Below are 13,625 nucleotides of genomic sequence, written 5' to 3' on the forward strand. Positions count from 1 at the left end.
CGCCCATGTCGGACCCGTTCGCGGCCAAGCGCCGTTCCATGCGCGAGGAACTGTTCGCCAAGCTGTTCCTGCTCGGCGGGTGGACCGGCGCGACCGACACGTACAAGCGGACCATGTGGGCCGCCGTGCCCGACGTCGCGGTCGAGCCGGCGTGCTACTCGCTCACGTTCCGCAAGGGGCTCCCCGAACCCGGGGCCGGCAACCGGCTCGTCATGGCCGGGCACGAGGCGATGCTCGCCCAGTGGTTCCACCGGCCGCTCAAGGCGAGTGACATCGCGCTGTCACTCGAGTGGTACGCGCACCACTCCGCGACCAAGGCGTACCCCGCGGAACTGTGGGACGCGGTGCTCGCGAAGCAGTCGGGCGGGGACGTGACGCTGCCGGTCGACGTGTGGGGGTTCCCCGGCGGGCAGACGTTCGTTGCCGGCGTCCCGTGCCTCGCGTTCGAGGGCATGGGCGGGCTGATCTCGTACCTCGAACCCGCGATGTGCCGGTACTTCGCGCCCGTCATCCAGGCCACGAAGGCCCGCCTCATGCACCTCGCCACGCCGCGGGACGCCGAGTTCGGCCTGCGGTCCGCACCGGTCGAGGTGTGCAACCTGATCCTGCTCCTGGCCCGGTTCGTCGGCGGGGCCGGCGCGGCGGCGCTCCCACAACTCACCTCGAACGACACCGCCGAGTTCCTGTACCCCGAGCTGTTCCGGTCGATCGGCACCATCGGCCACGAGATGATGTGCGCCGCCCAGTCGTTCGACAAGACGCTGGCGGCCGCCGAGTACGAGATGATGGACCGGTTCGTCACGAAGATGGGCAGCGCGTCGCTGCTGTGCGACCTCGTGGACGCCGAAACGGTCGGGCTCCAGAACGCGCTGCGGGTCATCAAGAACCACCCCGAGACGGACCGCGTCGGCGTCCGCGTCGACAGCGGCGACATCGCCGCACAGTGCGTGCTGTACTTCCAGAAGATGACGCAACTCGGCATCCCGCCGCGGGTCATCGTGTTCGAGGACGAGGTGACCCCGGACGCGGTGCGGGCGGTGTACGACACGTTCCGCCGGCAGACCGGCACCGAGCCGACCATACTGTTCCCCGGGGCCGGCGGGTACTGGTGGAAGCTGGTCCACCGCGACACCGTGAGCGCCGCGTTCAAGCGGACCGCGACCGCCGACCGGCCGAACATCAAGTTCTCGAACTCGCCGGGGAAGGAGACGGTCCCGGGGTACGTCCGCGCCTACGGCCGGGGCGATACGATCATCGTCGCCGACAAATCCGAGAGCATCGACGGCGAACCACTCTTCGTGAAGCTCGTCGATCAGGGGCGGGTGGTGTACGCCGAATCGTTCCAGGAGCAGGCGGCGCGCGCCGATCGCACCTGGGACCGCTTCACGAAGTGGGAGCCGTCGCCGCTCGTCGCCGACCATCTGAACCGCTTCCGGGCGATGCGCACCGCCGAGATCGCCGAGGCGCGGAAGCGGCTGGCGTAACCCCGAGGTCGCCGTGATCGTCATCCAACCGCACACTCAGTGCGTGAACGTAGTGACCTACGCGCCGGACGGATCGCGGCTCGCGTCCGTCTGTGAGTTAGGGATTCTCCAGGTCTGGGATCCCGCGACGCTCCACACCGCCGCGCCGGTGTGGTGGACGTTCGGCGATGATGCCATCGAGGATGATTCCGATGAGATCTATTCGTCTGAACTAGCGCTCTTCACTCCGGCGGTTTTCGCCGGATTGTCTCACGCGCAGTTCACCCCGGACGGTATGCACATCATCACTGGTGGGCGGCGCCAGCACCTACGGTGTTGGTCAGCAGAAACCCCCAAGTTACTGTGGCAGGTCACGAAGTTGCAGGGGTTCGGCGGGGTCGGCGCGCTCGTGATCGCGCGCGACGGCAAGCACGTCGCGTTCGCCGGTGGCCAGATCGGCGTACCCGAGCGGGTGTGCGTCGCCGACCTCAAGACGCACGAGATCGTGCGGACGCTCAAGGGCCACCGGAACGCCTGCGGGGCGATGGCGGCGAGCCCCGAGGGGTTCGCCACGGGCGGGGCCGACGCCTGCGTGCGGTTCTGGACGTGGGACGGCCCGCGGTGCCACCACGAACTCGCCCTGCGGGGCATCGTCCGCGGGCTGGCGTTCTCGCCCGACGGCACTTACTTCGCAGCGGCCGGCGGGTCGGTCGTCATGGTGTGGGACATGGACCCGCCGCCCCGCGGCCGCGGCCGCCGGAGGCCCGGGAAGGTCCGCCGGTTCCGCGGCCACACCGACCAAATCCAGACGCTCGACTTCTCGCCGGACGGCGCACAGCTCGCCTCGGCGGCGCACGACGGCACGGTCCGCGTGTGGGACGTGGCGAGCGGGGGCGAGGTGCGGGCGTTCGCCCCGAAGGTCGGCAAGCTGCACGCCGTCGCGTTCGCCCCCGACGGGCTGACGCTCGCGTTCGGCAGCGCGAAGGGCCACGTCGGCGTGCTCGACGTCGGCGGGTGACGGCGTGCGAGTAGAATGCGAGCGGGGGGGCGACGCAGTGGACGACGCGACGCGAACCGCCGTTCTGCAACTCCTCGGCGGGGCGATGAGCGCCATCTCCGAGGAGTGCTGGTCGGCCGGCTGGATCAGCGGTACGGAAGACGCAATACCGGGCCTGTGTCACCGGGCGCTCGAGTCCGGGCGGACACAGCACTGGGGCCGTTGGTCCGTGACGCTGGAGCAGGCACGCGGGCTCACCTTCGTCGCCGAACAACTGGGTTGCTGGGCCGATCTCGATGATGGCGGTGTTCGGTTCGTCGCCCACCACCCGTTCCCGCTAACGGCCGAAGTCCTCGCGGCGTTCGGTCACCACGCTGTCTAACAGCAGTCCTCTGGGTCGCCCTCCGGTCACCATGAACCACCACGGCTTCCTCCGCGTCGCGGCCGCAAGTCCGGAACTCCGGCTCGCCGACTGCCCGTTCAACGCCGACCGCACCCTCGCCCTCATGAAGCAGGCCGAGGACCGCGGCGTCAACCTCGTCGTGTTCCCCGAGTGCGGGCTCACCGGGTACACCTGCCACGACCTGTTCCACCAGCAGGCCCTGTGGCGGGCCGCCGAAGACGCGCTCGTTCGCGTGGTCGAGCGGAGCGAGAAGATCTTCAAGGGCGTCGCCGTCGTCGGGCTGCCGCTGATGGTCGACGGTCAGCTCTTCAACGCCGGGGCCGTCGTCCACGCCGGGAAGATCCTCGGCATCGTCCCCAAGAGCTACCTGCCGAACTACAAGGAGTTCTACGACGCCCGGTACTTCTGCCCGGCCGACAACGCCTCGTTCAGCGCCGCCACCGTCGCCGGCCAGGGCGTCCCGTTCGGCACGAACCTGCTCTTCGCGTGCCGCAACGTGCCGGGGTTCGTGCTGTCGGTCGAGGTGTGCGAGGACCTGTGGATGCCGGTGCCGCCGAGTTCGCTCGCGGCGCTGATGGGCGCGACCGTGACCGCGAACCTGTCCGCCAGTAACGAGCTGATCGGCAAGGCCGGCTACCGGCGGCAGCTCGTCGCGGCGCAGTCGGGCCGGTGCCTGTCGGCGTACATCTACGCGGCGTGCGGGGTCGGCGAGTCGACGACCGACCTCGTGTTCGGCGGGCACTGCATCGTCGCCGAGAACGGGGCCGTGCTCGCCGAGTCCGAGCGGTTCCGCCGCGGCGGGCACCTGCTCGTCGCCGACCTCGACCTCGACCGGCTCCAGCACGACCGCGTGCAGATGAACAGCTTCCACGACGCGAACCGCGCCCCGGACCTGAACTTCGGCAAGTTCCGCAACCTGTCATTTGAGTTGGAACTGTCGCCCCGCGAGCCGGAGCTCGAGCGCGAGGTCGAGGCCGCGCCGTTCGTGCCCAACGACCCGGCGACCCGCGACGACCGGTGCCGCGAGATCTTCCAGACGCAGGTCGCGGCGCTGGCCCGGCGGCTCGGGCACATCGGGACGCCGGCCGTCTCGATCGGCGTGTCGGGCGGGCTCGACTCGACGCTCGCGCTGCTCGTCGTCTGCAAAACGATGGACGACCTCGGGGTCTCCCGCGACGAGGTCAAGGCGCTGACGATGCCCGGGTTCGGCACCACCGGCCGCACCAAGGGCAACGCGCACGCACTCATGAAGGCGCTGGGGGTGTCGGTCCGCGAGTGCGACATCCGGTCGATGTGCTTCGAGCAGATGAAGGCGCTCGGCCACGCGCCGTTCGGCATCAAGCTCGACGGCGAGACGGTCGAATCGCTGGCCGAGCAGCTGGTGCACCTGCCGCCGGAGAACCGCAGCGACCTCGTCTTCGAGAACGTCCAGGCCCGGGTGCGGACGAGCATGTTGATGAACGCCGGGTTCGTGATCGGCACCGGCGACCTGTCGGAACTCGCGCTCGGGTGGTGCACGTACAACGCCGACCACATGAGCATGTACAACGTCAACGTCAGCATCCCGAAGACGCTGGTGAAGTTCCTCGTGAAGTGGGCGGCCGAGAACGAGTTCGACGGCGACGCCCGCCGCACGCTCCTCGACGTGGTCGACACCGAGATCTCGCCCGAGTTGCTCCCGGCCGACGCGAGCGGGCAGATCGCGCAGTCCACCGAGCAGGCCGTCGGGCCGTACGAACTGGTGGACTTCTTCCTGTACCACGTCCTGCGGTTCGGCGCGAGCCCCGAGAAGATCCTGTACCTGGCGGGCCACGCGGCGTTCTCGAAGCCGTACCCCGCGGACGAGGTGCGGCACTGGCTGCGGGTGTTCCTGAAGCGGTTCTTCGCGAACCAGTTCAAGCGGAGCTGTCTGCCCGACGGCCCGAAGGTCGGCTCGGTGAGCGTGTCGCCCCGGGGCGACTGGCGGATGCCGTCGGACGCGGCCGCCCGGGTGTGGCTCGACGCGGTGGAAAAGGGGGAGTGACGGCGGGGCCCGGACCGGGGTTCGCGCCTTTTTCTCCCCTTGTCGTCTGGTCGGGGGCCACTAGATTGCGTAAATCACTGAACTGTGCGTGAAAACTGACGTCGTTTCGTAACTGATGGTAGGAGTGCGACGCGGCGAATTAGCGGAGACGGGAAAAGATGATCACGAAGGAGCGGAAGGCCGAGCTCATTACGCAGTTCCGGCGGGGCGACACCGACAGCGGCTCGCCCGAGGTGCAGATCGCGATTCTCACCGCTCGCATCAACGAGCTGACGGAGCACATGCGTACCCACAAGAAGGACTTTTCCAGCCGGCGCGGGCTCCTGAAGCTCGTCAGCTCGCGGTCCGACTTGCTGAAGTACCTCCGGGAGACGGACCGCGAGCGGTACCTCGCGGTCATCGGCAAGCTCGGGCTGCGGAAGTAACCTCCCTCGGGACGTTGCCAACGTGGGCCGATCCATCATCTTCCCCCCACTGCGGTGCCCGAGACGGTTCTCGGTCGCCGCAGGCGTCATTGGCGGGCAGCGGCTGGCCAGTCCCTGGCCACGTCCGCACCCCGACGGCACCCCGCCGTCGCCCGCCGGGCACCTCCACAATTCGCCCCGCGCCCGTTCCAAAACACAGAAAGGGTCACACCCGTGGCGGCAAACCATGCCCGCGTCGAGGTTCCGTTCGGTAACGGCACACTGATTCTTGAAACCGGTAAGCTCGCGAAACAGGCCCACGGCTCGGTCGTCGTCCAGTACGGCGAGACGGTCGTGCTCGCCGCCGCGGTCGCCGGCAACGTTATCCCCGGCCGCGACTTCTTCCCGCTCCAGGTCGAGTACCGCGAGCGGACCTACGCGGCCGGCAAGTTCCCCGGCGGGTTCATCAAGCGGGAGACCCGGCCCAGCACCAAGGAAACGCTGACCTCGCGGATGATCGACCGCCCGGCCCGGCCGCTGTTCCCGGTCGACTACTTCAACGAGGTCCAGGTCCACGTGACCGTGATCTCGGCCGACCGCGAGAACGACCCGGACATCCTCGGTCTGATCGGGGCCAGCGCCGCGCTGCACCTGTCCGACATCCCGTTCCTCAAGCCGTTCGGGGCCGTCCGCCTCGGCCGCGCGAACGGCCAACTGGTCGTGATGCCGACCTCGACGCAGATGGAGGAGAGCGAACTCGACCTGATCGTGGCCGGCACCCGCGACGCGGTCTGCATGATCGAGGGGTTCGCCCGCGAGTTGCCCGAGCAGGAGACCGGCGACGCCATCCTGGAGGCGCACCGCCAGTGCGCCGTCGCCATCGACGCGATCGAGAAGCTCCGCACCGCGGCCGGGCTCGGGCCGAAGGTGCTCCCGGCCGCCAAGCCGGCCGACCCGCTCGCCGAGGAGCTGTACGGGAAGTTCGGGGCCGAGTTCCGGTCCCTGTACCTCACCAGCGGCAAGCACGCCCGCAACACGGCGCTCGACGAGTTCAAGGCGAAGATCAAGGCCCAGTACGCCCCCGAGGGCGCGACCGACGCCAAGTACACCGGGTCGCAGGTGGGCGCCGCCATCGCGGTCCTGCGGGAGCGGGTGTTCCGCGAGATCACCCTGGGCGGCACCCGCATCGACGGCCGCGGCCCGAAGGACCTGCGGTCCGTCTCGTGCGAGGTCGGCGTCCTCCCGCGGACCCACGGCACGTCCGTGTTCCAGCGGGGCGAGACGCAGGCCCTGGTCGTCGCCACCCTCGGCACCATCGCCGACGAGCAGAAGGTGGACGGGCTGAGCGAAGAGATCTCGAAGAAGTTCATGCTCGACTACAACTTCCCGCCGTACTCGGTGGGCGAGTGCAAGCCGATCCGCGGCCCGGGCCGCCGCGAGATCGGCCACGGGATGCTCGCCGAGCGGTCGCTGAAGGCGGTCATCCCGCCGGCCACCCGGTTCCCGTACACGATCCGCCTCGTGTCCGAGATCCTGGAGTCGAACGGGTCGTCGAGCATGGCGTCGGTGTGCGGCGGCACCCTGGCGCTGATGGACGCGGGCGTGCCGATCAAGCGGCCGGTCGCGGGCATCTCCGTCGGCATGGTGTCGGAGGGCGACAAGTTCGTCCTCATCACCGACATCCAGGGCGACGAGGACCACTACGGCGACATGGACTTCAAGGTCGCCGGCACCCAGAAGGGCGTGACCGGGATCCAGCTCGACATCAAGCTCGACGGGGTCTCCGAGGCGGTCGTCCGCGGGGCGCTGGAGCAGGCCCGCGAGGGGCGGCTCCAGATCCTCAAGACGATGCTCGCCTCGCTCCCGGCCCCGCGGAAGGAGATCAGCGGGTACGCCCCGCGGATGCTCACCACGAAGATCAGCCCCGACAAGATCGGGCTCCTCATCGGGCCGGGCGGCAAGAACATCCGCGCCCTCCAGGAGGAGACCGGCGCGAAGATCGAGGTCGAGGACGACGGCACCGTGTCGATCGCCGGCCTGGACGCCGAGGGCGTCGAGGAGGCCAAGCGGCGGGTCGAGGCGCTGTGCGCCGAGATCAAGGTCGGCGCGATCTACGACGGGAAGGTCATGACGCTGAAGGAGTTCGGCGCGTTCATCGAGATCGCCCCGGGCCGCGACGGGCTGTGCCACATCTCGGAACTCGACAACGGGTACGTCGGGCACCCGTCGGACGTCGTACAGATCGGCGACAAGGTCCAGGTGAAGGTCATCGCCATCGACGACCAGGGCCGCGTGAAGCTGTCCCGCAAGGCGATGCTGCCCCCGGGCGAGGGCGGCGCGCCGGCCGGCGAGGGCGGCGGCGAGCGGCCCCCCCGCGAGGACCGCGGGGGCGACCGGGGCGGGGACCGCGGCGGCAGCGGCGGCGGCCGGCGCGGCGGCGGGGACCGGGGCGGGCGCGGCGGCGACCGCGGCCGCCGGGACTGAGTGACGTAACGGTTTCAAGTCTGGTGGCACAGGCCTCTGCCCTGTGCCACCGAGTGAATACGGGCCGCGGCGGCAGCGCCGCGGCCGTCTGCTATACTAGACACATCGCGAAACCGACCGAGGTTCAGGACATGGCAGGCCACAGTCACGCCAAGAACATCATGCGCCACAAGGCCGTGGTGGACGCGAAGCGTGGGAAGCTCTTCAGCAAGCTGAGCCGGTACATCATCATCGCGGCCCGGGCCGGGGGCGGAGACCCGGACATGAACCTCAAGCTCCGGTACGCCATCGACAAGGCCCGGTCCGTCTCGATGCCCAAGGAGAACATCGAGAAGGCGATCAAGCGCGGCACCGGCGAACTCGAGGGCGCGAGCTACGACGAGATCATGTACGAGGGGTACGCCGCCGGCAGCGTCGCCGTGCTCGTCGAGGTGATGACCGACAACCGGAACCGCACCAACGGCGAGATCCGCAAGGTGTTCGAGCGGGGCAACGCGACCATCGGCGTCCCCGGGTCGGTCGCGTTCATGTTCGACCGCAAGGGGTTCTTCGCCGTCGACGCGGCCAAGCACCCGGACGAGGACGCCCTCATGACGCTGGCCCTCGACGCCGGCGCGGAGGACCTGCAGCGCGAGGGCGACGTGTTCGAGATCACCTGCGAGCCGACGAACTTCACGGCCGTGGCCGAGGCCCTCAAGAGGGCCAACGTCGAGGCGACCGAGGCCGAGGTGAAGTACCTCGCCAAGATGCAGAAGGAGATCGACGTCGAGACCGGCCGGAAGCTGCTCCGGTTCATGGACGCGCTCGACGACCACGACGACGTGCAGAACGTCTACACCGACGCCATCCTCACCCCGGAGATGGGCGAGGAGTGACCCCGCTCGGGCGGCACTGTCTTGTTGCCCTCTCCCCTCGGCGGGAGAGGGTGCCGCGAGTCTTCGAGCGGCGGGTGAGGGGGCCGCGCCACGGAGTTCCGAACGCGCACCCCTCACCCGGCCGCGAAGCGCGGCCACCCTCTCCCGCAAGGGGAGAGGGACACAGACGCGGATCCCCGTCGATCGGATTCGGTACCACTCGGGGGCTCACGCCCCGCTCGCCGCGACCAGAACGACCATGTCCGATTCCCCGTGGGTGACCCTGCGCCACGCCCAGGAGGCGGTGACCAATCACCGCCCCGAGGACGCCCACCGCCTGCTCGAACCCCTCGTCGCCGCGGGTTACCGCCGGGCCGCCCGCCTCGCCCGCTCGGTCGTCGCCGCGTACCTCGCGCGGGCCGGAAAGTCGCTCGACCTGTACCACATCGACGCCGCGTGGCGCGACCTCCTCGCCGCCGAGGCCCTCGCCCCCGGCGACGCCAGGGTCGCCGCGGTCCGCGAGTCCCTCACCCGCCTCGGGCTCGTTCAGGCGCAGTCGGCGCTCGAAGCCGGCGACCCGATGCGCACCGTCGCGGTCATCGGCAAGCTCCGCGACCGCGGCGTCCGGCACCCCGACCTGGGGCACTACGAGGCGGTCGCCCAGGACTGGGGGCTGGCGGCGGAACTGGCCGACCGCGGGGAGTTCCTGCGGGCCGCGGCGCTGCTCGACAAACTGGGGCCGAAGCTGCCGTGCCCGCCGACCGGGTTCGAAGCGTTCCGCGCCGAGGTCGAGGCCCGCCACGACCGGTTCCGGCGCGCCGTGGCCCAGTTGTACGACGCGGCCGGGGCGAAGCAGTGGCGCGAGACGCTGGCCGCGGCCGACGAGGTGCTCGCGGCCGCCCCCGACCACCGCGAGGCGAAGGCCCTGCGGGGCCGGGCGTGGCTCGCCGCGTTCCCGGCCGACGGCCCCGGCGACCCGGGCGACAGCTCCCGCGTCGAACTCGCCCCGGAGGCCGACCCGCGGCGCGACTCGCCGACGCTCCCGTACCCGGGCGCGCCGGCCCCGGTCACGGCCCCGGTGCTCGCGCCGCCCCCGCCGCCCGGGGCCCCGGCCCCGCTCCCGAAGCGGTTCCTGCTCTGGGTGGACGGCGTCGGCGGCTACCTCGTGTGCCTGTCGAGCCGGGTCACGTTCGGGCAGGCGACCGCCGACGGCCCGGTGGACGTGCCGCTGTTCGCCGACGTTTCGCGGCTCCACGCCGAACTCGCCCGCGACGGCGAGGGGTACGTGATCGAGAGCGGGAAGGGCGTGCTGGTGAACGGGCAGCGGTCGACGCGGTCGCTGCTGGCCGCGGGCGACCGGGTGACGCTCGGGGCGACGTGCCAGTTCCTGTTCCACCGCCCGGTGCCGGTGAGCGGCACGGCCCGGCTGGAACTGACGAGCGGCCACCGGCTCCCCGTCGCGGTCGACGGCGTGATCCTGATGGCCAACGAGGTGATGATCGGCCCGGGGCCGGGGGCGCACGTTGTGGTCCCGGACCTGCCCGCCCCGGTGGTGCTGTACCGGTCCCGGGACGGGCTCGGGGTGCGGGTCCCCGGCGGCCCGTTCCGTATTGATGACCGCCCGTGCAACGACCGCGCGGCGCTCCCGCTGCCGTCGGTCGTCACGTCCGACGCGGTCACGTTCGCGGTCGAACCGGTGACCGGCCGGCTGTGAAGAGTGCGGAGCGCGGCGGAATGGAACGGGGCGACGCGACTGGGGCGAGTGTCAGGTGGTGGCCCCTCGCCCGCGACTCGAAGACTCGCCGCGACCTCTCCCCGTAGGAACGGGGCGAGGTGGGGGTGGCGGGCGCTCCTCTGTGGCTCGCGCTAGGGGTCAGCGTCGCCCGTCCTGGCTTCACGCCGCACCCCCGCACTCGGGTCACGCCTTCAGCAGGCAGGCGGTCGCGTACCGCTCCAGGGCCTGGTCGAGCGCGCCCGAGAGGGCGGCGCGGATGGCGACCGGGTCGGTGAGCCGCTGGTTGTCGCGGTGGATCTGCAACTCGCCGACGACGCCGAGCTGGACGAGCTTGTCGAGCACGGCGTCGCGGTCCCGGGTGCCGTCGAGCAGCGGGATGAGCCGCTTGTCGAGGTCGTTGGTCCGCATGAACTCGTGGCGGCGGCTGGCCACCCCGTTCTGGTCGGCCCCGAGCCGCGCCCGGGCCGTCGCGAGCGCCAGCGGCTTCTCGGTGACGCCGACCTTCGCCACCGGCACCGTGGTGAGTTCGATCAGGTTCGACGACAGGTAGGTGTTGAGGATCGCGACGGAGAGCTGCTGGCCGTTGTCCGACGGGCGGCCGATCAGCTCGCTGATCCCGCGGTCCAGGTCCTCGAACGAGATGGTCGCGGGCCACGCCTGCCCGAGGATCCGCATCGCGGCCTTGAGGACCGGGTTCGTGGTCGTCAGCGTCATCCCGGACACGCTGCTGTACTGGGCCTGGGCGGTCGTGGACTTGAGGTCCACCGCGTCGTCGACCGTCCGCTTGGTGACGCCGACCTGGAGGGACCGGACCGCGTCCGGGCGGATCGCCCAGTTCGGGTTCACCGACGGGCGGACCAGGAGCGTCTCCCTGAACATCCGGTTGCGGACGAAGTCGAGGTACTGTTCGATCTGGATCTGGTCCGTGGCGACGGTGGCGATCGCCTTCCGCACGTCCGGGGCGAAGTTCGTGGTCACCATGGTCGGGAGCCGGGCCTCGCCCAGGTACCGCAGGTTGTGCTTGTGGGCCATGTCGATGAACTGGTGGAAGTACACCGGGTCGTTCACCTCCTCCAGGTGCTCGTGGTACAGGTAGTGGTCGGCCTGGTGGCGGATCGACTCCAGCTCCTGGCGGAGCAGGGCCCCGTACGGGCCGCTGTCGTTCTTGGTGGACGAGGCGAGGAAGTCGATGAGGGCCCGGGCCTGCTCGACCTTCTGCTTCGGGGTGGTGAACCGGTCGGCGTGGAACCGCATCATGTCCCTGAGCATGCCCCGCATGTGCCACCCGGGGTACGTGTTGTACGACACGTACGCCACCCCGGTGGGCTTCAGGTTGGCCCCGCACACGGCCAGGATCTTCTGGCGGACCGGGTCCGGCACCCACGAGAACACGCCGTGGCAGATGATGTAGTCGAACGTGCCGTAGCTCTCGTCGATGTCCGTGATGCTGGCGTGCCGCAGGTCCACGTTGGTCAGCCCGGCGGCCTTGACGACCTGCTGGCCGTCGGCGATCTGCCGCGCCGACAGGTCCACGCCGACGAGCTCGCTGTCGGGGTACATCTCGCCGATGGTGGCGATGTTGCCGCCCGCGGCGCACCCGAGTTCCAGCACCCGGCACTTCTCGACCGGGGCCGGGGTCAGGCCGAACAGGGTGGCGACCGTGGCCAGGCGCGCCGGGTGCGTCTGCGAGAACGGGTGGCTGTCGTACGGCAGCTCGTCGTACGGGTTCCCGGCCGGCCGGCCGGCCGAGACGGTCGCCGCGGGGGCGGGGGCCGCGAGGCGGTGGGTGGGCGCGGCGGGGGCACCGGCCGGGCCGGCCTTCGCCTTGGTCTGCTGCGTGGCCTGCGGTGCGTCCGCCATGTCTCGGTTCCTGCTACGTGGTCGTTGGGGGAATGAAAGAGGCCCGGCGGGTCGGCGCCGGGCGCGGTTTGTGGTCGCTCGGACCCGCGGGGGTCACACGTTCGGGCCGCCGGCCACGCGGGCCGGCTTGTGGACCTGGTACTGGTCGAGGCGCGACCGGTAGTCGGCCTCCCTGTCGGGGTCGCCGTCGAGCAGCCCCATCGCCTTCTCCTGCCACTTGACCGCGTCGTCGAAGTCGCCGCACTCGGCGTGCGCGGCCGCGAGCGTGTCGAGGAACCCGGGCTCGGCCCACTCGGTCAGCTCGCACGCGCGGGTGGCGCACTCCCGGGCCCGCTGGCCGTTCCGCACGTCCGGGTCCGGGCACGTGCTCCACACCCAGGCGAGCTGGTTGAACGTCCCGGCGTGCCGCGGGTCGCGCTTGAGCGCCTCCATGTGGTCCCGGACGGCCCCGGCGTAGTCGCGGCGGGCGTAGTGCAGGCCGGCCCGGTAGTTGTATGGCATCACCGACGACGGAGCGAGCCGGATCGCCTCGTTGAAGTCGGCCAGGGCCCCGTCGAGGTCGCCCAGCGCCTTCCGGGCCGTGCCCCGCAGCTCGTACGCCTTCACCACGCCCGGCATCAGCGCGGCCACGCGGTCGCAGTCGGCGGTCACGGCCCCGTAGTCCTTCCGGACGAAGTGGCAGTGCGCCCGCCCGAGCAGGGCGAACGGGTGGTCGGGCCGGAGGGCCAGGCACGTCGTGTACGCCTCCGCCGCGGCGTCGTGGTCGCCCTCCTGCTGCGCGATCGTCCCCCGGGTGAAGTGCGCCTCGGCGTTCGCCGGGTCGGCGGCGGCCACCGCGGAGGCGTCGGCCTGGGCCGCGGCGTAGTCCTCGCAGTCGAGCCGCAGTTGCGCCCGCCACAGCAGGTACCGGGCGCTGTTCTCGGGGTCGTTCGCGAGGGCCGTGGCGTAGTCCCGCAGCGCGCTGTCCGTGTCCCCCCGCTCGGCGTGCGCCCGGCCGCGGAGCCCGTACATCGGCGCGCGGCCCGGGTCCAGCTTCAGCACCCGGTCGCAGTCGGCGATGGCCAGGTCGAACGACTTCTGCGCGTACAGCTCCGCGGCCCGGTCCGCGAACGCCTGCGGGTCGTCGGGCTTCAGGCGGATGGCGTGGTCCAGGTCGTTGAGCGCCCGGACCCGGTCCCCGAGTTCCAGGTACGCGTACGCCCGGTACCGGTACGCCAGTGCGACGTCGGGCCGCAGGGTGATGGCCCGCGAGAAGCACTCGATCGCCTCGCGGTGCTCGCCCGCGTTGAACGCGTCGTGCCCGCGGGTGAACAGGTCCTGCGCGTCTTCGGTCTTCCGGTCGCGGGGCATGGCTGTGGGGGTGTCGGGGTTTGGGCGGACCGCGGTCTCCGGTCGACCGGTT

General features: G+C 70.8%; 10 protein-coding genes and 1 pseudogene. 9 read left to right on the plus strand and 2 right to left on the minus strand.

All coding sequences use genetic code 11. The features are described 5' to 3' along the window. The first annotated feature begins 5 nt into the window (after positions 1–5). From ACTIGN_RS26270 to ACTIGN_RS26310, 9 genes and pseudogenes are all read left to right on the plus strand, one after another. Positions 6–1,484: a hypothetical protein gene (locus tag ACTIGN_RS26270; RefSeq protein ID WP_439629452.1), complete on the plus strand. Its 1,479-nt coding sequence runs from the start codon at positions 6–8 to the stop codon at positions 1,482–1,484. A 13-nt stretch (positions 1,485–1,497) separates the two neighbouring features. Next, a pseudogene (locus ACTIGN_RS26275) lies at positions 1,498–1,593 on the plus strand (hypothetical protein); the annotation flags it as partial. Between the two features lie 249 nt (positions 1,594–1,842). Beyond that, a complete protein-coding gene (locus ACTIGN_RS26280) occupies positions 1,843–2,481 on the plus strand; it encodes a WD40 repeat domain-containing protein (RefSeq protein WP_439629493.1) in 639 nt (212 codons plus the stop codon). A 37-nt stretch (positions 2,482–2,518) separates the two neighbouring features. Beyond that, positions 2,519–2,842, plus strand: coding sequence for a hypothetical protein (locus ACTIGN_RS26285; RefSeq protein ID WP_439629454.1), 324 nt, complete (start codon positions 2,519–2,521; stop codon positions 2,840–2,842). A gap of 31 nt (positions 2,843–2,873) precedes the next feature. Further along, a complete protein-coding gene (locus tag ACTIGN_RS26290) occupies positions 2,874–4,886 on the plus strand; it encodes an NAD(+) synthase (protein ID WP_439629456.1) in 2,013 nt (670 codons plus the stop codon). Positions 4,887–5,044: 158 nt separating this feature from the next. Next, entirely contained in the window at positions 5,045–5,311 is a 267-nt protein-coding gene (rpsO, locus tag ACTIGN_RS26295; RefSeq protein ID WP_439629458.1) for a 30S ribosomal protein S15, read from the plus strand. 213 nt (positions 5,312–5,524) lie between these two features. Continuing rightward, positions 5,525–7,774 carry a polyribonucleotide nucleotidyltransferase gene (pnp, locus tag ACTIGN_RS26300; RefSeq protein ID WP_439629460.1) on the plus strand — a complete coding sequence of 750 codons (2,250 nt, stop codon included), beginning with the start codon at positions 5,525–5,527 and terminating at the stop codon, positions 7,772–7,774. Between the two features lie 131 nt (positions 7,775–7,905). Then, positions 7,906–8,649, plus strand: a complete 744-nt coding sequence (locus ACTIGN_RS26305; protein WP_439629462.1) for a YebC/PmpR family DNA-binding transcriptional regulator — start codon at positions 7,906–7,908, stop codon at positions 8,647–8,649. A gap of 238 nt (positions 8,650–8,887) precedes the next feature. Further along, positions 8,888–10,342, plus strand: coding sequence for an FHA domain-containing protein (locus ACTIGN_RS26310; RefSeq protein ID WP_439629464.1), 1,455 nt, complete (start codon positions 8,888–8,890; stop codon positions 10,340–10,342). Positions 10,343–10,546: 204 nt separating this feature from the next. On the opposite strand, the gene ACTIGN_RS26315 is transcribed toward ACTIGN_RS26310, so the two are convergent. Together ACTIGN_RS26315 and ACTIGN_RS26320 are read right to left on the minus strand one after the other, a co-directional pair. Continuing rightward, a complete protein-coding gene (locus ACTIGN_RS26315; protein WP_439629466.1) occupies positions 10,547–12,223 on the minus strand; it encodes a methyltransferase regulatory domain-containing protein in 1,677 nt (558 codons plus the stop codon). Positions 12,224–12,316: 93 nt separating this feature from the next. Continuing rightward, complete coding sequence (locus ACTIGN_RS26320; protein WP_439629468.1) at positions 12,317–13,573, minus strand: tetratricopeptide repeat protein; 1,257 nt, start codon at positions 13,571–13,573, stop codon at positions 12,317–12,319. Positions 13,574–13,625: the final 52 nt, after the last annotated feature.

The organism is Gemmata sp. (assembly GCF_051859125.1).
Lineage (GTDB): Bacteria > Planctomycetota > Planctomycetia > Gemmatales > Gemmataceae > Gemmata.

Coding starts and splice junctions, on each gene's coding strand:
- ACTIGN_RS26305 (WP_439629462.1), top strand. CDS start 7,906: ATGGCAGGCCACAGTCACGCCAAGAACATCATGCGCCACAAGGCCGTG.
- ACTIGN_RS26290 (WP_439629456.1), top strand. CDS start 2,874: ATGAACCACCACGGCTTCCTCCGCGTCGCGGCCGCAAGTCCGGAACTC.
- ACTIGN_RS26310 (WP_439629464.1), top strand. CDS start 8,888: ATGTCCGATTCCCCGTGGGTGACCCTGCGCCACGCCCAGGAGGCGGTG.
- ACTIGN_RS26320 (WP_439629468.1), bottom strand. CDS start 13,573: ATGCCCCGCGACCGGAAGACCGAAGACGCGCAGGACCTGTTCACCCGC.
- ACTIGN_RS26270 (WP_439629452.1), top strand. CDS start 6: ATGTCGGACCCGTTCGCGGCCAAGCGCCGTTCCATGCGCGAGGAACTG.
- rpsO (WP_439629458.1), top strand. CDS start 5,045: ATGATCACGAAGGAGCGGAAGGCCGAGCTCATTACGCAGTTCCGGCGG.
- ACTIGN_RS26315 (WP_439629466.1), bottom strand. CDS start 12,223: ATGGCGGACGCACCGCAGGCCACGCAGCAGACCAAGGCGAAGGCCGGC.